The organism is Aeromonas sp. 102P, assembly GCF_051920345.1.
Taxonomy (GTDB): domain Bacteria; phylum Pseudomonadota; class Gammaproteobacteria; order Enterobacterales; family Aeromonadaceae; genus Aeromonas; species Aeromonas veronii.
Window position 1 is genome coordinate 889,256 of the sequence record NZ_JBQBCZ010000001.1, and the last position, 21,587, is coordinate 910,842.

Annotated in this window: 22 protein-coding genes and 3 tRNA genes; 18 read left to right on the top strand and 7 right to left on the bottom strand. The window is 59.8% G+C overall.

Annotated elements, in window-relative coordinates:
• The first annotated feature begins 14 nt into the window (after positions 1–14).
• Positions 15–476 (top strand): hypothetical protein, encoded by a 462-nt coding sequence (locus tag ACTG1K_RS04275; protein ID WP_108542312.1) that lies wholly within the window; start codon positions 15–17, stop codon positions 474–476.
• 85 nt (positions 477–561) lie between these two features.
• Here ACTG1K_RS04275 and torA read toward each other — a convergent pair whose 3' ends face one another.
• Together torA and ACTG1K_RS04285 are read right to left on the bottom strand one after the other, a co-directional pair.
• Positions 562–3,042, bottom strand: coding sequence for a trimethylamine-N-oxide reductase TorA (gene torA / locus ACTG1K_RS04280; protein ID WP_429112640.1), 2,481 nt, complete (start codon positions 3,040–3,042; stop codon positions 562–564).
• Positions 3,043–3,065: 23 nt separating this feature from the next.
• Positions 3,066–4,196 carry a NapC/NirT family cytochrome c gene (locus tag ACTG1K_RS04285; RefSeq protein WP_042012259.1) on the bottom strand — a complete coding sequence of 377 codons (1,131 nt, stop codon included), beginning with the start codon at positions 4,194–4,196 and terminating at the stop codon, positions 3,066–3,068.
• Positions 4,197–4,472: 276 nt separating this feature from the next.
• On the opposite strand from ACTG1K_RS04285, the gene ACTG1K_RS04290 reads away from it, so the two are divergent.
• The 4 genes from ACTG1K_RS04290 to ACTG1K_RS04305 all read left to right on the top strand — a co-directional run bounded on the left by ACTG1K_RS04290 (position 4,473) and on the right by ACTG1K_RS04305 (position 9,033).
• Complete coding sequence (locus ACTG1K_RS04290; protein ID WP_440004858.1) at positions 4,473–5,765, top strand: cyclic nucleotide-binding domain-containing protein; 1,293 nt, start codon at positions 4,473–4,475, stop codon at positions 5,763–5,765.
• A 104-nt stretch (positions 5,766–5,869) separates the two neighbouring features.
• Positions 5,870–6,439, top strand: a complete 570-nt coding sequence (locus ACTG1K_RS04295) for a sensor histidine kinase (protein ID WP_440004859.1) — start codon at positions 5,870–5,872, stop codon at positions 6,437–6,439.
• 55 nt (positions 6,440–6,494) lie between these two features.
• Complete coding sequence (locus tag ACTG1K_RS04300) at positions 6,495–6,992, top strand: response regulator (protein WP_042054822.1); 498 nt, start codon at positions 6,495–6,497, stop codon at positions 6,990–6,992.
• A 67-nt stretch (positions 6,993–7,059) separates the two neighbouring features.
• Positions 7,060–9,033: a DNA topoisomerase III gene (locus ACTG1K_RS04305; RefSeq protein ID WP_440004860.1), complete on the top strand. Its 1,974-nt coding sequence runs from the start codon at positions 7,060–7,062 to the stop codon at positions 9,031–9,033.
• 40 nt (positions 9,034–9,073) lie between these two features.
• Here ACTG1K_RS04305 and ACTG1K_RS04310 read toward each other — a convergent pair whose 3' ends face one another.
• Together ACTG1K_RS04310 and ACTG1K_RS04315 are read right to left on the bottom strand one after the other, a co-directional pair.
• Positions 9,074–9,514 (bottom strand): DUF417 family protein, encoded by a 441-nt coding sequence (locus ACTG1K_RS04310; RefSeq protein ID WP_123173957.1) that lies wholly within the window; start codon positions 9,512–9,514, stop codon positions 9,074–9,076.
• A gap of 15 nt (positions 9,515–9,529) precedes the next feature.
• Positions 9,530–10,063 (bottom strand): carboxymuconolactone decarboxylase family protein, encoded by a 534-nt coding sequence (locus ACTG1K_RS04315; protein ID WP_139412137.1) that lies wholly within the window; start codon positions 10,061–10,063, stop codon positions 9,530–9,532.
• Between the two features lie 101 nt (positions 10,064–10,164).
• On the opposite strand from ACTG1K_RS04315, the gene ACTG1K_RS04320 reads away from it, so the two are divergent.
• Entirely contained in the window at positions 10,165–10,995 is an 831-nt protein-coding gene (locus ACTG1K_RS04320) for a cupin domain-containing protein (RefSeq protein ID WP_440004861.1), read from the top strand.
• 42 nt (positions 10,996–11,037) lie between these two features.
• Here ACTG1K_RS04320 and ACTG1K_RS04325 read toward each other — a convergent pair whose 3' ends face one another.
• Entirely contained in the window at positions 11,038–12,393 is a 1,356-nt protein-coding gene (locus ACTG1K_RS04325) for a TrkH family potassium uptake protein (RefSeq protein WP_440004862.1), read from the bottom strand.
• Positions 12,390–13,043, bottom strand: coding sequence for a potassium channel family protein (locus tag ACTG1K_RS04330; RefSeq protein ID WP_005339863.1), 654 nt, complete (start codon positions 13,041–13,043; stop codon positions 12,390–12,392). The genes ACTG1K_RS04325 and ACTG1K_RS04330 overlap by 4 nt, the downstream gene beginning before the upstream one ends.
• A gap of 127 nt (positions 13,044–13,170) precedes the next feature.
• Here ACTG1K_RS04330 and murB point away from each other — a divergent pair, with 127 nt between their 5' ends.
• The gene (gene murB / locus ACTG1K_RS04335) at positions 13,171–14,208 is read left to right on the top strand and encodes a UDP-N-acetylmuramate dehydrogenase (RefSeq protein WP_440004863.1); all 1,038 of its coding nucleotides are present in this window, start codon (positions 13,171–13,173) and stop codon (positions 14,206–14,208) included.
• Positions 14,205–15,170: a bifunctional biotin--[acetyl-CoA-carboxylase] ligase/biotin operon repressor BirA gene (gene birA, locus ACTG1K_RS04340; protein WP_440004864.1), complete on the top strand. Its 966-nt coding sequence runs from the start codon at positions 14,205–14,207 to the stop codon at positions 15,168–15,170. Before murB ends, birA begins: the two co-directional genes overlap by 4 nt.
• 81 nt (positions 15,171–15,251) lie before the next feature.
• Here birA and coaA read toward each other — a convergent pair whose 3' ends face one another.
• Entirely contained in the window at positions 15,252–16,190 is a 939-nt protein-coding gene (coaA, locus tag ACTG1K_RS04345; protein WP_005339877.1) for a type I pantothenate kinase, read from the bottom strand.
• A 263-nt stretch (positions 16,191–16,453) separates the two neighbouring features.
• Here coaA and ACTG1K_RS04350 point away from each other — a divergent pair.
• The 10 genes from ACTG1K_RS04350 (at position 16,454) to rplL (ending at position 21,570) form a co-directional block, all read left to right on the top strand.
• Positions 16,454–16,538 (top strand) — tRNA-Tyr (locus ACTG1K_RS04350).
• A gap of 38 nt (positions 16,539–16,576) precedes the next feature.
• Positions 16,577–16,651 (top strand) — tRNA-Gly (locus ACTG1K_RS04355).
• 168 nt (positions 16,652–16,819) lie between these two features.
• Positions 16,820–18,004 (top strand): elongation factor Tu, encoded by a 1,185-nt coding sequence (tuf, locus tag ACTG1K_RS04360; RefSeq protein WP_005339879.1) that lies wholly within the window; start codon positions 16,820–16,822, stop codon positions 18,002–18,004.
• A 53-nt stretch (positions 18,005–18,057) separates the two neighbouring features.
• A tRNA-Trp gene (locus ACTG1K_RS04365) sits at positions 18,058–18,134 on the top strand.
• Positions 18,135–18,194: 60 nt separating this feature from the next.
• Positions 18,195–18,566, top strand: coding sequence for a preprotein translocase subunit SecE (gene secE, locus ACTG1K_RS04370; protein WP_005306322.1), 372 nt, complete (start codon positions 18,195–18,197; stop codon positions 18,564–18,566).
• Positions 18,567–18,575: 9 nt separating this feature from the next.
• Positions 18,576–19,127: a transcription termination/antitermination protein NusG gene (gene nusG, locus ACTG1K_RS04375; protein ID WP_005306318.1), complete on the top strand. Its 552-nt coding sequence runs from the start codon at positions 18,576–18,578 to the stop codon at positions 19,125–19,127.
• 134 nt (positions 19,128–19,261) lie between these two features.
• Complete coding sequence (gene rplK, locus ACTG1K_RS04380; protein WP_005339887.1) at positions 19,262–19,690, top strand: 50S ribosomal protein L11; 429 nt, start codon at positions 19,262–19,264, stop codon at positions 19,688–19,690.
• Positions 19,691–19,694: 4 nt separating this feature from the next.
• Positions 19,695–20,396 carry a 50S ribosomal protein L1 gene (gene rplA / locus ACTG1K_RS04385; protein WP_005339888.1) on the top strand — a complete coding sequence of 234 codons (702 nt, stop codon included), beginning with the start codon at positions 19,695–19,697 and terminating at the stop codon, positions 20,394–20,396.
• Between the two features lie 256 nt (positions 20,397–20,652).
• The gene (rplJ, locus tag ACTG1K_RS04390; RefSeq protein WP_005339895.1) at positions 20,653–21,153 is read left to right on the top strand and encodes a 50S ribosomal protein L10; all 501 of its coding nucleotides are present in this window, start codon (positions 20,653–20,655) and stop codon (positions 21,151–21,153) included.
• Positions 21,154–21,204: 51 nt separating this feature from the next.
• The gene (gene rplL, locus ACTG1K_RS04395; protein WP_005306304.1) at positions 21,205–21,570 is read left to right on the top strand and encodes a 50S ribosomal protein L7/L12; all 366 of its coding nucleotides are present in this window, start codon (positions 21,205–21,207) and stop codon (positions 21,568–21,570) included.
• Positions 21,571–21,587 lie beyond the last annotated feature (17 nt).

Genomic DNA, 21,587 nt, shown 5'->3' on the forward strand with positions numbered 1-21,587 from the left:
TGAGGAAGAGAACCATGACCGACGATCCGTGGGCCCTGTGCCATCTTGACGATTCATTCGATGCCTCTGTACTGGGGGTCAAGGGCGCCCAGATCCAGTGGTTTGAAGACAGGGATGGCCTGATCGCGTTCCTGCTGGAAGATTTTGTCGACTTGCTGGCCGATGTGGGCGAGCTGGACGAGGAGCAGACCGAGCAGGCGCGCGAGCGCTTCACCCTGCTGGTGGAGCAGAGCTTCGACGATCGCACCCTGATGGATGCCATCAACGATCTCGCCTCCGGCCTGCGTCGCATCGCCTGGTTGGGGCCGCTCTCCGAGCTGGCCGAGATCAGCGACGAGTTTGCCTCCGGCCTGCGCCGCTATTTCTGGAGCCAGTACGACGGGGATGAAGATGACCCGGACGCCTGGGTGCCGGAAGAGCTGTGGCCGCAGCTGGTGGAGTGCGCGCAGGAGTATATGGAAGAGGGGGATTTTTAAATCCGTCCGGACTATGTGTGCTCTTTGGCAGACAGATAAAGAAACGGCGCCTTGATGGCGCCGTTTTTATTGGGTGGCAATCGCCTTAGCCGTTGGCCGGTACCGCGTGGGCGGTGTTGGCCAGCACCGGGCCTGTGTACTTCTCGATCTGCAGCTGGGCCATGTGGCCGCAGTTGCCTTGCGCCAGACTGGACGAGCCTTCGTCGAAGGTGAGGCAGTTGACGTTGCCGTTCTTGCAAATGCTGCCCGCTTCGCCCGGCTTGGCCGGGTCATACCAGGCCCCTTCGCAGATCCGCACCACGCCTTGGCGCACATCCTCGGATAGCAGGGCGCCCACCAGGATCTGGCCGCGCTCGTTGAAGGCACGCACCAGATCCCCCTGGGCGATGCCACGAGCCTTGGCATCCAGCGGATGGATCATGATCGCCTCGCGGTCGGCGATGGCGAACTTGTCTCGCAGCGGGGTGTTGTCGAGTTGGGAGTGCAGCCGCTGGGTCGGGTGGGAGGTGTTGAGCGACAGCGGATAGCGCGCCGCCACCTCACTCTTCACCCACTCCCTGGGCTCATACCACTTGGGATGGCCGGCGCAGTCGGCGTAACCCATCCCCGCCACCGTGTTGGAGAAGATCTCGATCTTGCCGGACGGGGTACCGAGCGGGTTGAGCAGCGGGTTCTCGCGAAAATCGGCGTGACGGATCCACTGGCGGTTGGCCTCCGGGATCGGGAAGCGGATGTAGTTGTTGGATTCCCAGAACATATTGAACGGCGGCAGCGCCACGCGGGCGCCGCGGGCCTGTGCCGCCATGCCGTCGTACATCTGCTTGAGCCACAGCATCTCGTCCTTCCCTTCGGTGTACTGCTCCTGCACGCCCAGCTTGGCGGCGATGGCGCTGAAGATATCGAAGTCGTTGCGGGCTTCAAACTGCGGCGGTACGCACTGGTGCATCGGGAACACATAGCGCTGGGAGTAGTCCCCGCCCATCTCCAGATCGTTGCGCTCGTAGCTGGTAGTGACCGGCAGCACGATATCGGCGTGCTTGGCGGTGGCAGTCCAGTAAGGCTCGTGGACGATCACGGTCTGCGGCTTGCGCCACGCCTGCAGCAGGTTGTTGGTGTCCTGATGGTGGTGGAAGGGGTTGCCGCCCGCCACGTAGACCAGCTTGATGTCCGGATAGGTCACCTTGCGGCCGTTGAAGTCGATGGTCTTGCCCGGGTTGGCGAGACAGTCGGCAATGCGGGCCACCGGGATCGGGGCCGGGCTGTTCTTCGGTGCGTTGCCGGCGGAGATGCCCGCCAGAATGCCGCCTTTGGCGGTGGGGCTGCCACCGGAGGAGTAGTGGTAGCTGAAGCCGTAGCCGCCGCCCGGCAGGCCGATCTGGCCCAGCATGGAGGCCAGAGTGACCAGCATCCAGTTGGGCTGTTCGCCGTGCTGCTGACGCTGCATGCCCCAACCGGCCATGATCATGGTGCGCTTGGCGGCCATGTCGAGGGCCAGCTGGCGGATCACCTTGGCATCGACGCCGCATACAGTGCTCGCCCACTCGGCGCTCTTCGGCTGACCGTCATCCTTGCCGAGCAGATAGGCGAGGAACTTGTCGAAGCCGACGGTGTAGCGATCGAGGAAGGCCTGATCGTGCTTCTTCTCGCTGTAGAGGGTGTGGGCCACACCCAGCATCATGGCCACGTCGGTGTAGGCGTTCGGGGCAATCCACTCGGCGCCGACCAGCTTGGCGGTCTCGTTGTAGACCGGATCGATGCTGATGACGCGGGTGCCTTTTTCTTTTAGCGCCTTGAAGCCAGCCTGACCTTCGTGATCCGGCATGTTCCAGCTGTTCTTCAGGGTGACCTGAGCATTGACCCCCCACAGCACCACCAGTTCGGCGTTTTCCACCACGTTGGGCCAGGCGGTCTGCTGCTCGTACACCTCGATGGAGCCCATCACGTGGGACATGATCACCTGAGCCGCACCGGTGGAGTAGTCACCGGCATAACCGGTGAAGCCGCCGGAGAGGTTCATCAGGCGGTGCAGCAGGGTGCGGCTGTTGTGGAACATGCCGACACTCTTCCAGCCGTAGGAACCGGCGTGGATCGCCTGCGGGCCGAAGTCAGACTGGACGCGCTGGATCTCGCCGGCCACCAGTTCAATGGCTTTCTCCCAGCTCACCCGCACCCACTCGTCGGCGCCGCGCAGCTCCGGCTTGGCGCCCGGGCCGTGCTCCAGCCAACTCTTGCGTACCATGGGGTATTTGATGCGGTTCTTGGCGTGGACTTGGAACGGCGCCATGTCGATGAGATCGTTTGGCGCCGGATCATCGGCCACCGGCTGGACGCGCACCATGCGGCCATCTTCGACGATCGCCTCGAAAGCACCCCAGTGGGCGCCAGTCAGAATGCCCTTCTGGGCGGGCACCAGGGTCGGGAACTGACTCAATGCGGTGCTGATGGCTTGCGCCAGCGCACTCTTGGGAAAAATGCCGCCGAGCAGGGGCAGGGCTGCGCAGGCGCCGAGCCCCTTGAGCAGGTTGCGGCGGGACAGATTGGTCTTCTTGTCATTGAAAAAAGTCATAACGGTTTTCCTCTGTGCCAGCCTTAGTGGGCCGCGCTCATGTCACTGGCGTGTTTCTGGACATACTGGGTCAACATGCGAGCCTGTTCCGGGGTCAGGGAGGTACGAGATTCCATCCCCTTGATGACGCCGATCCACTGGTTGGCATTGAAGTGATCCAGCGCGGTGAGGCCGTGGCAGCCGGTACAGTTGTTGGACATCAGGGTGGAGGCGTATTGCCACAGCTTGCCCTGATCGCCGATGAGCTGGCTTTGGTCGACCCAGGCGGTCAGCTTGACCTGATGCCAGGTGAGGTTGGTGGCGCTGTCGGTTTCGCTCTGGCCGGTGACCAGTGCTTTCTTGGCGGCATCGCCGACCAGTACGCTGAGGATCCGCTTGCCCGGTGCGGCGTAGAACACTTCGCTCACACCATCCTGTTGCCAGCCTTCGATCTGCACCTTGGCGCGGCCGTTTTCGTTGGCCAGCACTTCCACCCTAGTGGAGGGCATCAGGGTGCCTTCGTCGGTCTTGGCGGCGGCATCGAGGAACAGCGGGGTGGTGGCGATGGCGTAGCGGGTGGTGACGTTGGCCGGAGTCTGGGCCGCAGCCTGCGCCAGCTCGCTGGCACCGGCGGCAGCCAGGCCGCTCATGTCAGGCATGATGTGGGCGACACCGCGGTGGCAGTCGATACAGGTCTGGCCCTCCTTGATGGCGACCGGGTGCTCGGCGCGGGCATTGGGGCGCTGGGCCAGAATGTCCATCGCCTCGTAGCTGTGGCAGCTGCGGCAGGTGGCGGAGTCGTTGGCTTTCAGTTCGTCCCAGACGGACTGGGCCATCCGCAGCTTGTGGGCTTCATACTTTTCCGGGGTATCCAGCGTGCCGATCGCCTCGTGATAGATATCCTTCACGGCGCGGATCTTGGTCCACAGGTAGGAGGTGGGGTCGCCCGGGATGTGGCAGTCGGCGCACTCGGCGCGGATCCCCTTGGTGTTCTGGAAGTGGACACTGCCCTGATACTCGGCGAGCGGAGTCTGCATGGAGTGGCAGGAGACGCAGAATTCGGTGGAGCTGGTCTTGTGCAGCACGGTCACGGTGACACCCAGTGCCGCGACACCCAGCAGGGCCCCGAGCAGCAGGAGCCAGAACCAGGTTTTTCTTATCAGTTTTCCAATCATGGCGGCGTTTTCCTACGGTCAATAATTACCTACATAGTACTAGTCCAATAGTAGTAGTAATGACAGGGATAAGGCGTTGACCTTCATCATGGTTTATATTTTTGATTATTGTCACATTTTGTCTTTTGTTTTGTTATTGATTTAAATATCGAATTAAATTCAGTTGTTTTCTGTTTTATCTATTTGTGCACTTTCCGCGACAGCTGTTAGCCCCCTCGCAAAACCCCACAAGATTCGCTGATATAGTGAGCAGTGAGCCTCAACGGAGTGTCGCTGATGAGCCCTTTCTCACTGCTGTGTGTCGCCGCCAACGTGCAACTGCTGGCCGAATTCGAACAGGAGTTGGCTCCGCTGCTCGGCCATTTCGCGCTGGTGGTGGTAGTCGGTCAGGGGTCAGCTGAGCTGGCCTTGGACGAGCTGGATCGCAAGGGGCAGCCACCCGCCGTAGTGGTGTGTGACAGCGAGCTGGGGGATGGGCGAGGGGCCGATTTTCTGATCCGCCTCGGCAGCCGTCACGAGGCGTGCCGCAAGATCCTGCTCGGAAGCCAGCCGGAGATGAAATCGATCATCGAGGCGGTCAACCTCGGTCGTCTCGACTACTACCTGCAACGCCCCTGGCGCGATGGCAGCCTGCGCCGGGCGGTGATCGAGCAGGCGGGCCACTTTGTATTGCAGCGTCCCGAGGCGGACCTGCTGAGCTATGCCGCCGTTCTCGACAACCAGAAGCTGCTGCGAGCCCACGTCGATCGCCAGTTGGCAGCCTATCGGCAGGGCTTTATGGATTACACCCACTGCAGCGATGAAGAACTCTCCCGGGTGGTGATCGACGGTCTCTACCAGTTTTTCGAGGGCAATGACGAGGAGCGGGTCTGCCGCCACTACAGTCCGGGCCATGTGCTGACCCGCGAGGGGGAGCCCAACAGCTTCCTCTGGTTTATCGCCAAGGGGGAGGTGGTGCTGCGCAAGCGGGACGAGCAGGGGATCGATCAGGAGGTGGTGCACTACCGTACCGGCTCGCTGGTGGGGGGCATGTCCTTTGTGACCGGCGAACCCGCCTTCACCACCGGCGTGACCCTGACCGGTGCCGAGGTGATCAAGCTCGACAAGCTGCAATTCTCCCGGGTGATGCAGGCGCGCAGCGAACTGCTCCCCTCCTTTACCAACCTGCTGCTGCGCCACTTCAATCGCCGCCTGCAAAACAGCATCCGCACCGAGATGCGGTTGCAACAGACCCTCAACTCCCTCGATGCCGCTCACGCCCAACTGGTGGAGAGCGAAAAAATGGCGATGCTGGGTCAGCTGGTGGCCGGTGTCGCCCACGAGCTGAACAACCCGGTGGCGGCCATTATCCGTGGCAGCGAGACCCTGCGGGCCGCCATCCCCGATCTGGTCAATCTCGAGCTGCCAGCACCCATCAAGGGGCTGGGCAACCAGACCCTCTGTCAGGCGCTCTCCTCACAGCCGGTCTCGACCAGCGAGATCCGTGACAAGACCCGGCAGGCTGAGGGGCGCTTTGGTGATCGCCAGCAGGCGCGGCTGGCGGTGCAGATGATCTGGATGACGAGCTGAACTGGCAGCGCTGGTTTGCCAGCCGCACTGCCGACGAGCGGGAGGCGCTGCTCTCCCGGCTGGAGCTGTTCCAGCAGACCGGCAGCTTCCTGCGCAATATCGAAGTGTGTGCCCGTCGCATCGGCGATCTGGTCAAGAGCCTCAAGCAGTATGCCCGGCAGGATCGGGCCGAGCCCTCGCTGGTAGACCTGCACGAGGGGTTGGAAGATACCCTGATGATTTTCGAAAACCGCCTCAAGCATCATGAGCTCTGCAAGGAGTACCAGCCGCTGCCGCTGGTGCGCTGTCACCCCATCGCCCTGCAACAGGTGTGGACCAACCTGATCGCCAACAGTCTGGATGCTATGAGCGGCCCGGGGCGACTCACCATCCGTACCGGATTGCTGGATCCCGAGTGGGTCATGGTGGAGATAGAGGATAGCGGTTGCGGCATCGAGCCCGAGCTGTGGCAGCGGATCTTCGATCTCAACTTCACCACCAAGCGGGAGGGCCATTTCGGCCTCGGTATCGGTCTGAGCGTTTCGCTGCAGATAGTTCAGCAGCACCACGGCCGGATTGAGGTGGCCTCGGAGCCTGGCCGTTACACCCGGATGCGGGTCTGTCTGCCGTTGGACGGCATGGGGCAGGCCGGTTACGGGGGCGAACCTCAGCACAACAAGGAGCATGCGGCCTGAGCAGTCGCCAGCATCAATCGCGCGGCGTGCCAAACCATGTCACCAAGGAGGAGCAATGAACAAACACTATCTGATCCTGTGTGTGGACGATGAGCGGGAGGTGCTGGATGCGGTGATCCACGATCTCGCCCCGTTCCGTTCCCACTTCGAACTGGAAGCCGCCGAGAGCGTCGATGAGGCGCGTGCGGTGGTGGAGGAGTGGGAGCGCGACGGCAACAAGCTGGCGCTGATCCTTTGTGACCACATCATGCCGGGAACCCTGGGGGTCGATTTTCTGGTGGAGCTGAACCGGCGTGCCACCACCCGGGCCAGCCGCAAATTGCTGCTGACCGGACAAGCGGGGCTGGAGGCCACCGTCGAAGCGGTCAATCGCGGCGGGTTGCACTACTACCTCGCCAAGCCGTGGAAGCTGGAGACCCTGCAAGAGGCGGTGCGCGAACAGCTGACCGACTACCTGCTGGCGGAAGATGGCGAAAATGCCTTCCACTATGCGCCGCTGCTCAATCAGGCGCGGCTGTTTGCCGCCATCCACGATCACCCGTTCGACGAATAGGGGCAGTTGGGCTTTCGCGGTGGCAGTTGTATACTGTCTGCATATACAGTATTGCAGGTAGCCACCGATGCGACTCTTTATCGCCGAGAAGCCCACGCTGGGCCGCGCCATTGCCGATGCCCTGCCCAAGCCCCACAAGAAGGGCGACGGTTTTATCGAAACAGCCCAGGGGGATGTGGTCACCTGGTGCATCGGCCATCTGCTGGAGCAGGCCGAGCCCGATGCCTATGACGCCGCCTTCAAGCAGTGGCGGATGGAGCATCTCCCCATCATCCCCGCCCAGTGGCAGCTGGTGGCCAAGCCCAAGACCAAAACCCAGCTCACCGTCATAAAACGGCTGATCAAGCAGGCCGACTGCGTGGTCAACGCCGGTGACCCGGACCGGGAAGGGCAACTGCTGGTCGACGAGGTGATCGACTTTCTCGGCTACCCGAAAACCAAGCCGGTGCAGCGTTGCCTCATCAGCGATCTCAACCCGCCCGCGGTGCGCCGCGCCCTCGAGAAGCTGAGGGACAACAAGGAGTTCGTGCCGCTGGCGGTCTCCGCGCTGGCCCGTAGTCGGGCCGACTGGCTCTACGGCATCAACATGACCCGCGCCTACACCCTGCTCGGGCGCAAGGCGGGTTGCAGCGAGCTGCTCTCGGTCGGTCGGGTGCAGACCCCGCTGCTGGGGCTGGTGGTGCGGCGGGATCTCGAGATCGAGGCCTTCGTGTCCAAACCCTTCTACGAGGTGCTGGCCCATCTGCTGACCGATAGCAACGAGCGCTTCCCCGCCAAGTGGCTGCCGTCCGAAGCCTGCCTGCCGTGGCAGGACGAGGAGGGGCGGGTGCTCAACCGGGCGCTGGCCGACAAGGTGGTGAGCCGGATCAACGGCCAGCCCGCTCAGGTCGAATCGGTGGAGGAGCAGGCCCGCAAGCAGGCGGCGCCGCTGCCCTACAACCTCTCCAGCCTGCAGATCGATGCCGCCAAGCGCTTCGGCATGGATGCCAAGCGGGTGCTCGACATCTGCCAGAGCCTCTACGAGCGCCACAAGCTCATCACCTATCCGCGCTCCGATAGCCGCTATCTGCCGACCGACCACTTCAAGCGGGCCGAGCAGGTGCGCAGCGCCATCGCCGCCACAGCGCCCGCGCTGGCCAAGGCAGTTGCCGAGGCGGACGGCAAGATCCGTAGCAAGGCGTGGAACGACAGCAAGGTGGATGCCCACCACGCCATCATACCCACCGAGAAGCAGGGCAACCCTGCCACGCTGGGGGCCGACGAGGCGAAGCTCTATGGCCTGATTGCCCGCCAGTATCTGCTGCAGTTCTATCCCCCGTTCGAATACAACGACAGCAAGGTGCTGCTGCGCATCGCCGGTGGTCTGTTTCAGGCCAAGGCGCGGCGCATTCTCAAAGCGGGCTGGAAGGCGCTGCTCGGGGTGGAGGAGGATGACGACGAAGAGAAGGCGGGCACTCTACCTGCGCTGAAGGAGGGTGAGCAGTTGCTCTGCGAGCGGGGCGAGCTGCAGGAGAAGATGACCCAGCCGCCCAAGTCATTCACCGATGCCACCCTGCTGGCGGCCATGACCGGCATCGCCCGTTATGTGCAGGATCCCGAGATCCGCAAGACCCTGCGCGATACCGACGGTCTCGGCACCGAGGCGACCAGGGCGGGCATTATCGATCTGCTGTTCAAGCGCCGCTTTCTGGTGCGTCAGGGCAAGAGCATCAAGGCGACCCCGACCGGGCGGGCGCTGGTGCAGGCGCTGCCTGCTACTGCCACCACGCCGGATATGACGGCGCTGTGGGAGCAGAGCCTCGGCCAGATCGCCGAGCGCCACGGCAGCTACCAGCAGTTTATGGGGCCGCTCACCGAGCAGCTCAACGGTCTGATTGAAGGGGCGCGGCAGGACTCCGGCGCCAGCTTCAGCGCCCTGCCCAAGGAGGCGCCGGGTGCCGGCAAGCGACGTTTTACCAGGCGCAAGAGTCCGGCGGCCAGCACGACTGGCGGACCCCGACCGCGCAAGACGACCAGCAAGCGCCAGACCAGGGCTGCATAACGAAAAAAGGCGCCCATCCTGGGCGCCAAAGGCATTGTTGTCAGGCTGCCTGAGTGGACAAGCTGGCACGGATCCTGTGCTGGTAGTGCAGAACCACACCGAGAAACACCAGATCCTTGAACAGGAAGAACTCGGTGACTGGCACGCCATCAACCACTTTCCAGACACCTGTCAGGGTCAGCAGGAAGCTCAGCGTCACCAGGAAGGTGACGATAGCCCCCATGCTGCACCAGTAACCGATGCGAGGTTGCCACAGACCCACGACCAGCCCGATGGCAATCACTATCTCGACCACCCCGATCAGGTTCGATACGCTCTGTTCCGACAGGGGGCCATAGAGCCAGCTCATCAAGGGGTGGCTGGCTACCAGTGGTTTGATGGCGGCTGCCTCTGTCGGGGTAAACTTGAAGACGCCGATCCAGAGCAGGGTCAATACCACGCCCGCCAGGGCGACCAGAAAGCCTTTGTCATGTTGCTGCATGGGGGGGCTCCTTGTTTAAGGGGTCAGAGTGACGGGCGGGAAGTCGATCTCGGTCGCCGCCAGGTGGTTGCCATAGTTGGTCAGGGTATTGACCACCACCTGGCCGAGCACCTCCAGCAGCAGCTCGTCATCTACGCCTGCGGCACGGGCGCTAGCAAGCTGCTCGTCACTGATCACCCCGCGCTGACTGACCAGCGCTGTTGCCAGTTGCAGCAGGGCGTGATCAAGGGGAGCCGAGGCCTGGCCGAGCCGGGCAGCCCGGATCTCCTGAGCCGAGAATCCGGCCTTGCCCGCCAGTAGTGTGTGGGCAGACAAACAGTATTGGCAGGCGTTGGCTTGACCTATGGCCAGTGCCAGCAACTCCCGTTGTGGGGCAGTGAGGCGCCCCTTGCCAAGCGCCTCGGCAAAGGCCAGGAAGCCATTGAGCAGGGCTGGCGAGTGGGCCAGGGTGGCGTAGAGGTTGGGCACCATACCCAGATTGCGTTGCAGGGTGGCCAGGGTCTGGGCGGCTGCGGGTTGCGGTTGGGATACGGGTTGGATACGGCTCATGATCTTCTCCTGTGGTAGTGAAGGTACGGGAGACAGTGTGCCGTCATTCGTGATACGGTTTATCACTCATCGTCTGCAAATAAACACTATTCGTCTCAAATATGGATCCGCTCTCTGCTCTGTTGGTTCATGCCTCCCCCGAAGCCAAGATCTTCTTCGCCGGCAACCTGTGCCAGAACTCCTCCAGTGATGATTACCCGAGCGGCGGACATCTTCATCTGCTGCGCAGCGGCGCCGTCATGCTGCGTGAAGAGGGGGGAACCAGCTTGCTGCTCGAGGAGCCGACCCTGATCCTGTTCCCTCGGGGACGTCCCCACAAGCTTGAACCCAGAACGCTGGGGGGTTGTGATTTGGTGTGCGCCAATGTCGCATTCGGCAAGGGGGGCGCATCGCCGTTGCAGCTGGCATTACCGGGCTCGCTGGTGCTGCCGCTACGTGAGTTGCCTGCCCTGACGCCGGTGCTGAACCAGCTGTTTGACGAGGCGTTTCACCCCCGCTACGGGCAGGATCCGCTGATCTCCCGCTTGCTCGAGGTACTGTTGATCCTGCTGCTGCGTCATCTGGTCGAGCAAGGGGTGTGTCAGCAGGGGATGCTGGCAGGTATTTCCGATCCCCAGTTGGCCAAGGCGATCTCGGTGATGCATCAGCGTGGGGATGAACCCTGGACGGTGGCCACGCTGGCGCGGGAGGCCGGCATGTCGCGGGCCCGCTTTGCCGCGAGGTTTCAGGAGCGGGTCGGTCAAGCGCCGCTTGGTTATCTGACCCGCTGGCGCATGGCGCGCGCCTGCCAGCAACTGCTGGCGGGGGAGCCCATGGTGCAGGTGGCGCTGGGTGCGGGATACAGCAGCAGTGTTGCCTTTGGTAGGGCATTCGAGCGGGAGCTGGGGGTGAGCCCGGGGCGCTGGCTCAAGGCGCAGCAACAAGCCGAATAAAAAAAACGGGGCAGCCAATGGCTGCCCCGTGTTCATGGCTGGTCAGCCAGTATAGACGTTCTCTTCCGGATAACGGATGCGGGTCTCGACCGGGCGGGCCAGCATAAAGGCCAGGGTCAGAGGGCCGAGACGGCCGCAGATCATCACCAGTACCAGGATCAGCTTGCCCGGCTCGCTCAGGGAGGCGGTGATGCCGGTGGAGAGGCCGACGGTGGCAAATGCCGAGATGGTCTCGAACATGATTTTGTCGAACGGCAGATCCTCGGTCACCATCAGCAGGAACATCGCCAGCATCAGCACCATGGTGCTGACGATGATGATGGCCAGCGAGCGGGTCACGATCTGGGGCGACAGGGTGCGGCCAAAAGCGGTGACATGGGGTCGTTTGGTCAGAAACGCCTTGGTCGCCAGTAGCACCACGGCGAAAGTGGTGACTTTGATACCGCCACCGGTCGAGGTGGCGCCGGCACCGATAAACATCAGCATCATCAGGAACAGCAACGCCGCTGGGGTCATCAGCCCGATATCTATGGTATTGAAACCGGCGGTACGGGCGCTGGCAGACTGGAAGAAGGCCGCCAGCAGCTGGCCACCGACACCGGCCTTGCCGAGGGTGCCGGGGTTGTTGTGTTCCAGTAGCCAGAACATCAGGGTACCGGCCAGCAGCAGCGCCGGGGTCATCAGCAGCATCAGCTTGCTGTGCAGCTTCAGCTTGCGCCAGCGGCGGTTGCGCACCAGATCGACGATGACGGTAAAGCCGATCCCCCCCAGGATCAGCAGACCGGCGATGGTCAGGCTGATGATAGGGTCGTCCCTATAGTCCATCAGGTTGTTGGCAAACAGCGAAAACCCGGCGTTGTTGAAGGCCGAGACCGCGTGGAAGAAGCTGACATAGAGGCCGTGCACCCAACCCATCTCGGGCACCCAGCGGATCGCCATGATGCCGGTACCGATCAGCTGGGCGATAAAGGCGAATAGCACGATCCGTTTGACCAGCTGAATGATGTTGACCGAGCCTTCCTGTCCCAGCGCCTCCTTGGCCAGTACCTGCTGGCGCAGACCGACCCGCTTGCTGAAGATGGCGATCAGCAGCAGGGTCATGGTCATCTGGCCCAGACCGCCGATCTCCATCAGTATCAGCAGGAAAATCTGCCCCTGCAGGGTGAAGGCGGTACCGGTGTCCACCACGCCAAGACCTGTCACGCTGATGGCCGAGGTGGCGGTAAACAGGGCGTTGACGAAGGTAACCTCGCCATTGTGGCTGGAGGGTTGCACCAGAAAGATGGTGCCAATCAGCAGAATGATCAGAAAGCTGCCGAGGATCAGCCGGGCTTCGCTCCAGCGGGAGTCCTGCTCCCGATGGAGGGCGAAGGCGTAGCTGCTGCGCCAGTTGATCATAGGGTTTCGAGCCAGTGGTCGATGGCGTGCTTGTTGCCCGCCAGGATCAGGATGTCGCCCAGTTGCAGCTCCATCTTGCCGGTCAGCACGTTGTGCAGCACGTCACCACGCTTGATGGCGAGCAGCTGAAAATCGCTCTGTTGCAGCAGGTGGAAGTCGCCTAGTTCCCGGCCGTTCTGTTGCAGGCCAATCACGAACTCGGTCAGCACCATGTCGTGGCCCAGCTCCAGATAGTCGAACAGCCGGTTGTCCAGCATGCTCTGGGCGACCCGGCGGCCCATGTCCCACTCCGGGTTGATTACTTTGTCGGCGCCCACTTTCTGCAGGATCTTGGCGTGGAACTTGTCGCGCGCCTTGACCCACACCTTCTTCACGCCCGCCTCTTTCAAGACGAGGGTGGTGAGGATGCTGGTCTCCAGGTTGTCACCGATGGCAACGAAGACGATATCGAAATTGGCCAGTCCCAGCTCGGCCACGGTGGCCTCATCGGTGGCATCCGCCACGATAACGTGATTGCAGAGGGCGGCGATTTGCCGGGTCTTGCTCTCGTCGATATCGATGGCCAGTACTTCGGCATCTTGCCGTTGCAGCTCTTCGCACAGCGCGCTGCCAAACAGGCCCAGGCCGATGACGGCAAACTGGTTGTTCATGAGTTATTCCTCAGCAGTTGAAGTCGCCTACTCTAAACCACTGCTATTCCCCCGAAAAGGGCTCGGGTTTTTCGTCATGGGGCAACTTGAGGTAGACTGCGCCCTTGCACCAAGCCGGGATAGACCGATGAAACTGAATGCCAACGCCTCCTTGTTGAAGCTCAACACCCTTGCCCTCGATGCGTACTGCCTCTGGCTGGCCGAGGTGGAGCAGGTTGCCGATCTGGCGACCCTGCGTGCCGATCCGCAGCTCAACCAGCTGCCGCGCCTCAATCTGGGCGGCGGCAGCAACATGCTCTTCACCACCGATTTTCTCGGTCTGGTGGTGCTCAACCGGCTCAAGGGGATTACCGCTGAAGATGGCGGCGATCACTGGTTGCTCCATGTGGCGGCCGGTGAAGATTGGCATCAGCTGGTGCGCCATACCTTGCAACAGGGCTGGTTCGGGCTGGAGAATCTGGCGCTCATTCCCGGTACGGTCGGTGCAGCGCCGGTGCAGAACATCGGTGCGTATGGCGTTGAGCTGGCTGACTTCTGCGCCTATGTCGAGGCGTTCAACTGGCAGAGCGGCGAGATTGAGCGGATCGCGGCGGCAGAGTGCCGCTTCGGTTATCGCGACAGCATCTTCAAACACGAGTATCAGGATTCCCACCTGATCACCGCCGTCGGGCTCAAACTGCCCAAGGCGTGGCAACCGGTGCTGGGCTATGGCCCGCTGGCAGCCCTCGGTGACGCGCCTTCGGCGCAGGCCATCTTCGATACAGTCTGTGCCACCCGCATGGCCAAGCTGCCGGATCCCGCCGTGCTCGGCAATGCCGGCAGCTTCTTCAAAAATCCGGTGGTGCCTGCCGCGCTGGCGGAGTCGCTCAAGTCGCGCTATCCGCAGATGCCCTGCTATCCGGCCGGAGAAGGGCAGTCCAAGCTGGCAGCGGGCTGGCTCATCGATCAGTGTGGTCTGAAAGGTTTCGCCATCGGTCGCGCCGCCGTTCATCAGGAGCAGGCGCTGGTGCTGGTCAATCTGGGGGGCGCCAGTGCCATGGAGCTGATCGCGCTGGCGGCTCATGTCCGCGACAGCGTGGAGCAGACGTTTGGCGTGGTACTGGAGCACGAGGTGCGTTTTATGGGTGCGCACGGTGAAACCTGGCTCGACGAGGTGATCTCATGACGTTGACTCCCATCAGACAGACCCTGATCACTCTGCTTAGCGACGGCCAGTTTCACTCCGGCGAACAGCTGGGCGAGCAGCTCGGCATCAGCCGGGCGGCGGTGAGCAAACACATGGCGGCGCTTAAGGCGCTGGGGTTGGATCTCTTTAGCCTGACCGGCAAGGGCTACCGGTTGGCGGTACCGATGGCGCTCTATGATCAGGCTACCTTGCACGCACTGGCCCCGATGGCGCCGGTGCACTGTTTTCCGGTCATTGGCTCGACCAATCAACACCTGTTGGATCGGGTCAATGAGCTGCGCTCCGGCGAGAGCTGTCTTGCCGAGTGTCAGACAGCCGGGCGCGGTCGTCGTGGCAAACCCTGGATTTCGCCGTTTGGTTGCCAGCTGATCCTCAGCATGTACTGGCGACTCGAACAAGGCATGGCAGCAGCCATGGGGTTGAGTCTGGCGGTCGGCGTGGCAGTGGTTGAAGCGCTGGAGTCCCTTGGCTATCAAGGCGTCGAGCTCAAGTGGCCGAACGACCTCTACTATCAGGGTCGCAAGTTGGCGGGAATACTGGTGGAGATGAGCGGTAGCGCCGGGGCCAGTTGTCATCTGGTGATCGGCATCGGTCTCAATCTGGCGATGCCTGCCCGCGAGGGGGAGAAGATCGATCAGGCCTGGGCCGAGCTGCGCCACATCAATCCCGAGCTGGTCGATCGCAATCAGTTGGCGGCCCGGATGATCGTCCATCTGCAGCGGGCGCTGCACACCTTTGAGCAGCAGGGGTTGGCAAGCTTTGTCGATGAGTGGAATCGGCTCGATCACTTTGCCGGTCGCCCGGTGCGCCTGCTGATGGGAGATCAGGAGATCCGCGGCATCGCCCGTGGCATCGACGATCGCGGCGCCCTGCGACTGGAGACAGCTGAAGGGATCAAATTCTATCTGGGGGGCGAACTCTCCCTGCGCCGGGGCGACTGAGGGTCAGTAAGGCCGCTCATGATGCCAAACAAGAAGAGGGGGCCTGCGGGCCCCCTCTTCGTTATCCGGCAACTGCAGTCATCATTTGCGCAGTTTGATCTGCTCGATGGCGTGCTCATGGCCCTTGGTCATGATCAGGTTGGCTCGCTCACGCGTTGGCAGGATATTTTCTTGCAAATTCAGATAGTTGATATCTTGCCAGATGTTGCTGGCGATCTGGGTCGCCTCACTCTCCGCCAGCTTGGCGTAGTTATGGAAGTAGGAGTCGGGATCCGAGAAGGCGCCGCTGCGGAATTTCAGGAAGCGTTCGATATACCAGGTGCGCAGCAGTTCGGCATCGGCATCCACATAGATGGAGAAGTCGACAAAGTCCGACACGAAGACCCGATGGGGCTCCTGAGGGTAATCCATGCCGCTTTGCAGCACATTGAGCCCTTCCAGGATCAGGATGTCCGGCTGCTCCACCACCTTCTTCTCATCGGGAATGATGTCGTAGATAAGGTGGGAGTAAACCGGCGCTTCGACCTTCTCGTGACCGGCGCGGATATTGGCGACAAATTCCACCAGATGGCGGATGTCGTAGGATTCCGGGAACCCCTTGCGGCGCATCAGGCCGCGCTCTTCCAGTACCTTGTTGGGATAGAGGAAGCCGTCGGTGGTGACCAGCTCCACCCGAGGGTGTTCCGGCCAACGCTCCAGCAGGGCCTGCAGAATACGGGCCGTGGTACTTTTGCCCCCCGCCACGCTGCCGGCAATGCTGATGATGTAGGTGCCCTTGCCGCGGGACTGGCCGAGAAACTGCTCCAGCACCCGGCTGCGACGCTGTTTGGCTTTGACATAGAGATTGAGCAGGCGAGAGAGAGGCAGATAGATCTCTTCCACTTCCCGCAATGACACCTTCTCGTTGATCCCGCGTAGGGTCTGCAGATCGTGTTCGGTCAGGGTCAGGGGGACCGAATCGCGCAATAACGCCCATTGTTCGCGGGTGAATTGCAGATAGGGGTTATGCTCTGTCGTCATGGTGTCATCACTGTTTCTTGGGCACGGCGACCATACACCAAGGGTGGGGGGGCGACAAGGGACGCAGCAGGATTGGCTTGTTTGCCCCCGCTTTTTTGCAAACTTCCCAGCAATAAAGCATATTTTGCCGGGTTCAATGGTTGCATCCCCCAAAACCTTACAATAAAATGCGCGACGCTTGACTGTCTGTCGTCTATTTGCCGTGCAAAAGCGATAAACACAACGGGTGCAAGCAGAATTACCGTTGTGACAATCTGGCGTCTGGAGGGGTTCCCGAGCGGCCAAAGGGATCAGACTGTAAATCTGACGGCTCTGCCTTCGAAGGTTCGAATCCTTCTCCCTCCACCATATTTCTCTGCGGTTTGAGTTCTTTGGGTTAGAGAAATGCGGGCATCGTATAATGGCTATTACCTCAGCCTTCCAAGCTGATGATGCGGGTTCGATTCCCGCTGCCCGCTCCAAGATGCTGATATGGCTCAGGCGTTAGCAGAGCCGCACCCTAGGGTGAGTTCGGCAAGCGAACCAGCCATCAGTACCTCTCTCTTTCCCACCAGATTCAAATCCATCATATAAACTGTTCTGTGGTTAGCTTGCCACCGCGTACTCAGCGTTAGTTTAGAGGGACGATCATGTCTAAAGAAAAATTTGAGCGTAATAAACCGCACGTTAACGTGGGTACCATCGGCCACGTTGACCACGGTAAAACCACCCTGACTGCAGCTATCACCAACGTGCTGGCCAAGCACTTCGGTGGTAAAGCTTTCGCCTTCGACCAGATCGACAAGGCTCCGGAAGAGCGTGAGCGTGGTATCACCATCAACACCTCCCACGTAGAATACGACACCGCTACCCGTCACTACGCCCACGTAGACTGCCCGGGTCACGCCGACTACGTTAAAAACATGATCACCGGTGCTGCCCAGATGGACGGCGCGATCCTGGTAGTAGCAGCGACTGACGGCCCGATGCCGCAGACTCGTGAGCACATCCTGCTGGGTCGTCAGGTTGGTATCCCGTACATGATCGTGTTCATGAACAAGTGTGACATGGTTGATGACGAAGAGCTGCTCGAACTGGTAGAGATGGAAGTTCGTGAACTGCTGACCGAGTACGACTTCCCGGGTGATGACCTGCCGGTAGTTCGTGGTTCCGCACTGAAAGCGCTGGAAGGCGACGCTCAGTGGGAAGAGAAGATCATCGAGCTGGCTGGCCACCTGGATACCTACATCCCGGAGCCGGAGCGCGCGATTGACCAGCCGTTCCTGATGCCTATCGAAGACGTATTCTCTATCGCTGGCCGTGGTACCGTAGTTACCGGTCGTGTAGAGCGCGGTATCGTTAAAGTAGGTGAGACCGTAGAAATCGTTGGTATCAAAGATACCGTTTCTACCACCTGTACCGGTGTTGAAATGTTCCGCAAGCTGCTGGACGAAGGTCGTGCAGGTGAGAACATCGGCGCGCTGCTGCGTGGTGTTAAGCGTGAAGACGTAGAGCGTGGTCAGGTACTGGCCAAGCCGGGTTCTATCAAGCCGCACACCAAGTTCGAATCTGAAGTGTACGTACTGTCCAAAGAAGAAGGTGGTCGTCATACCCCGTTCTTCAAAGGCTACCGTCCGCAGTTCTACTTCCGTACTACCGACGTGACCGGTACCATCGAACTGCCGGAAGGCGTAGAGATGGTCATGCCGGGCGACAACATCAAAATGGTTGTTACCCTGATTGCTCCGATCGCAATGGACGACGGCCTGCGTTTCGCTATCCGTGAAGGTGGCCGTACCGTAGGTGCCGGTGTTGTAGCCAGCGTAATCGCTTAATCTTTGGCTTACATAAATAAAGCAAAGCCCCTATAATAGGGGCTTTCTTGTGTAGGGGCGTAGTTCGAATTGGTAGAACAGCGGTCTCCAAAACCGATGGTTGCGGGTTCGAGTCCTGCCGCCCCTGCCATATACCTCGTCTCGTACGGGGCTTTTGTGTCTTTGGTTACGTCAGATACAGGTGGGTTGTATGAGTGTTAGTTCTGAGAGCCAGGGCGGAAGCAAGGATACCCTGCTTTGGGGCCTGGTTTTCATTATCCTGGCGGCCGCTGTAGTGGGTAATTACCTGCTCAACGATGTTGTCGCTGCCGTCCGCGCCCTGGGTGTGGTCGTTGTCATTGCTGCTGCCGGTGCAGTAGCCCTGCAAACCACCAAGGGAAAGGCAACACTGGCATTCGCCCGTGAGTCTCGCCTGGAAGTCCGCAAGGTCGTATGGCCGACCCGTCAGGAAGCCATTCAGACAACCCTGATTGTGCTGGCGGTGACCGCCGTGATGGGGCTGCTGCTGTTCGTTCTGGACGGTGCCTTGGTCTGGTTGGTCAACCTGATTACCGGTGTGTAAGGATAAGCCATGACTGAACAACGTGAACAACGTATGAGATGGTATGTCGTGCAGGCTTTTTCCGGCTATGAAGGCCGTGTAGCCAAGTCCCTGCGCGAACATATCAAGATGCATGGCATGGAAGACATGTTCGGTGAAGTACTGGTTCCGACCGAAGAAGTGGTCGAGATGCGTGCTGGCCAGAAGCGCAAGAGTGAGCGCAAGTTTTTCCCGGGTTATGTCCTGGTCCAGATGATCATGGATGAAACCACATGGCACCTGGTGCGTAACGTACCGCGTGTAATGGGCTTCATCGGCGGTACTTCCGACCGTCCGGCACCGATCTCCGACAAAGAGGCCGATGCCATCCTGAACCGTCTGCAGGATGCCCACGACAAGCCGCGTCCGAAAACCCTGTTTGAACCGGGTGAAATGGTGCGGGTTGCCGATGGTCCGTTTGCCGACTTCAACGGTACCGTTGAAGAGGTAGATTATGAGAAGAGCCGCGTGAAGGTCTCTGTACTGATCTTCGGTCGTTCTACTCCTGTTGAACTGGATTTTGGTCAGGTCGAAAAAGGCTGATTGAATTCTGTACGTTTAACGGTTGTCAGGGGCAGCGAATATCTCTATAATTCGCTGCCCCTTTATTAGTTGGGGAGCCGTTTGCAGGAGCAAGTCTCCGAGGCGCTAGAACCCATTTTTGAGGTATTTTCCTAATGGCTAAGAAAGTCACAGCTTATATCAAGCTGCAGGTTGCTGCTGGTGCAGCCAACCCGTCTCCTCCCGTTGGTCCTGCACTGGGTCAACACGGTGTTAACATCATGGAATTCTGTAAGGCGTTCAACGCTCGTACAGAGAAGCTGGAAAAAGGTTCACCGACTCCGGTCGTGATCACCGTTTACAGCGACCGTTCCTTCACCTTCGAAACCAAGACTCCGCCTGCTTCCTTCCTGCTGAAGAAAGCTGCTGGCATCAAGTCTGGTTCTTCCAAGCCGAACAAAGACAAGGTTGGTAAGGTGACCGTTGCTCAGCTGCAAGAAATCGCCAAGACCAAAGAGCCGGATATGACTGGTGCCGATCTGGATGCAAAAGTACGTTGCATCGCAGGCTCCGCTCGTTCCATGGGTCTGGTAGTGGAGGATTAAGACAATGGCTAAACTTTCCAAGCGTATGCGCGTTATTCGCGAAAAAGTTGACGGTACCAAAGAGTACTCCATCAACGAAGCCATTGCCCTGCTGAAAGAACTGGCTACCGCCAAGTTCGTTGAAAGCGTTGACGTTGCTGTCAACCTGGGTATCGACGCTCGTAAATCTGACCAGAACGTACGTGGTGCTACTGTACTGCCGCACGGTACCGGTCGTGATGTACGCGTTGCCGTATTTACCCAAGGTGCCAACGCCGAAGCAGCTAAAGCTGCCGGTGCTGACCTGGTAGGTATGGATGACCTGGCCGATCTGGTTAAGAAAGGCGAGATGAACTTCGACGTAGTTATCGCATCCCCGGATGCCATGCGCGTTGTTGGTCAACTGGGTCAAATCCTGGGCCCGCGCGGCCTGATGCCGAACCCGAAAGTTGGTACTGTAACTCCTAACGTTGCCGAAGCTGTCAAGAACGCCAAAGCTGGTCAGGTTCGTTACCGTAACGACAAGAATGGTATCATCCATACCACTCTGGGTAAGGTTTCTTTCAACGAAGTTCAGCTGAAAGAAAACTTGGAAGCTCTGCTGGTTGCCCTGAAAAAAGGCAAGCCCTCTTCCGCCAAAGGTCAATTCATCAAGAAAGTCAGCATCTCCACCACCATGGGTGCCGGTGTTGCCGTAGACCAAGCTTCTCTGGAAGCTCAGGCCTAATTGATGGGTTTTACAAGGCGCAAAATTTAATCTATAATTTTGCGCCTTGATTGGTTGGGGGTTTCGACCTCCGTCCAAGACCGCAGGAGGCTGCAAAGCCTTAATGTTTCCTGCGTAGACGGTGCCGGAAACCCAGCGAGAAAGATTCTTTCTCTTCTGGAATCCTGCTACCGCATCGTTCCCCTCTGTTGTAAAGGTAGGGGGGATGTGTCAGTACTGGGTCAATAGACCCGGATTCAATCCAGGAGTTAAGCCAATGGCATTGGGACTCGAAGACAAAAAGGCAATTGTTGCTGAAGTCAACGAAGCTGCCAAAGGCGCTCTTTCTGCAGTTGTGGCCGATTCTCGCGGTGTAACTGTAGACAAGATGACCGTCCTGCGTAAAACCGCTCGTGAAGCCGGTGTGTACATGCGCGTTGTGCGTAACACCCTGCTGCGTCGCGCGGTAGAAGGTACCGAATACGAGTGCCTGAACGACGCATTTACCGGTCCTACCTTGATTGCTTTCTCTAACGAACACCCGGGCGCTGCTGCTCGTCTGTTCAAAGAGTTTGCCAAAGCGAACCAAAAGTTCGAAATCAAGGCTGGCGCTTTTAACGGTGAGTTTATCGCCGCAGCACAAATTGATCGTCTGGCCACGCTGCCGACTTACGAAGAAGCAATTGCGAAGTTGATGGCGACTATGAAAGAAGCCTCTGCTGGCAAGCTGGTTCGTACTATCGCTGCTGTTCGCGACCAGAAACAAGCTGCTGCTTGATTCTCGCCTATTTAGGCTGTTTGAGTTTATTCAACATCAGGAATTTTTGTCATGTCTATCACTAAAGACCAAATCATCGAAGCCGTTGCTTCCATGTCCGTAATGGAAGTTGTTGAGCTGATCGAAGCTATGGAAGAGAAGTTCGGTGTTTCTGCCGCTGCTGCCGTAATGGCTGGCCCGGCTGCTGCTGAAGCAGTAGAAGAGAAGACCGAGTTCGACGTAGTTCTGACTGCTGCTGGCGCCAACAAAGTTGCCGTTATCAAAGCCGTTCGTGGCGCTACCGGTCTGGGCCTGAAAGAAGCCAAAGATCTGGTAGAAGCTGCTCCGGCTAACCTGAAGGAAGGCGTGTCCAAGGACGAAGCTGAAGCTCTGAAGAAAGAGCTGGAAGCTGCCGGTGCTTCTGTTGAGATCAAATAATCTGCATTTATGTAGAT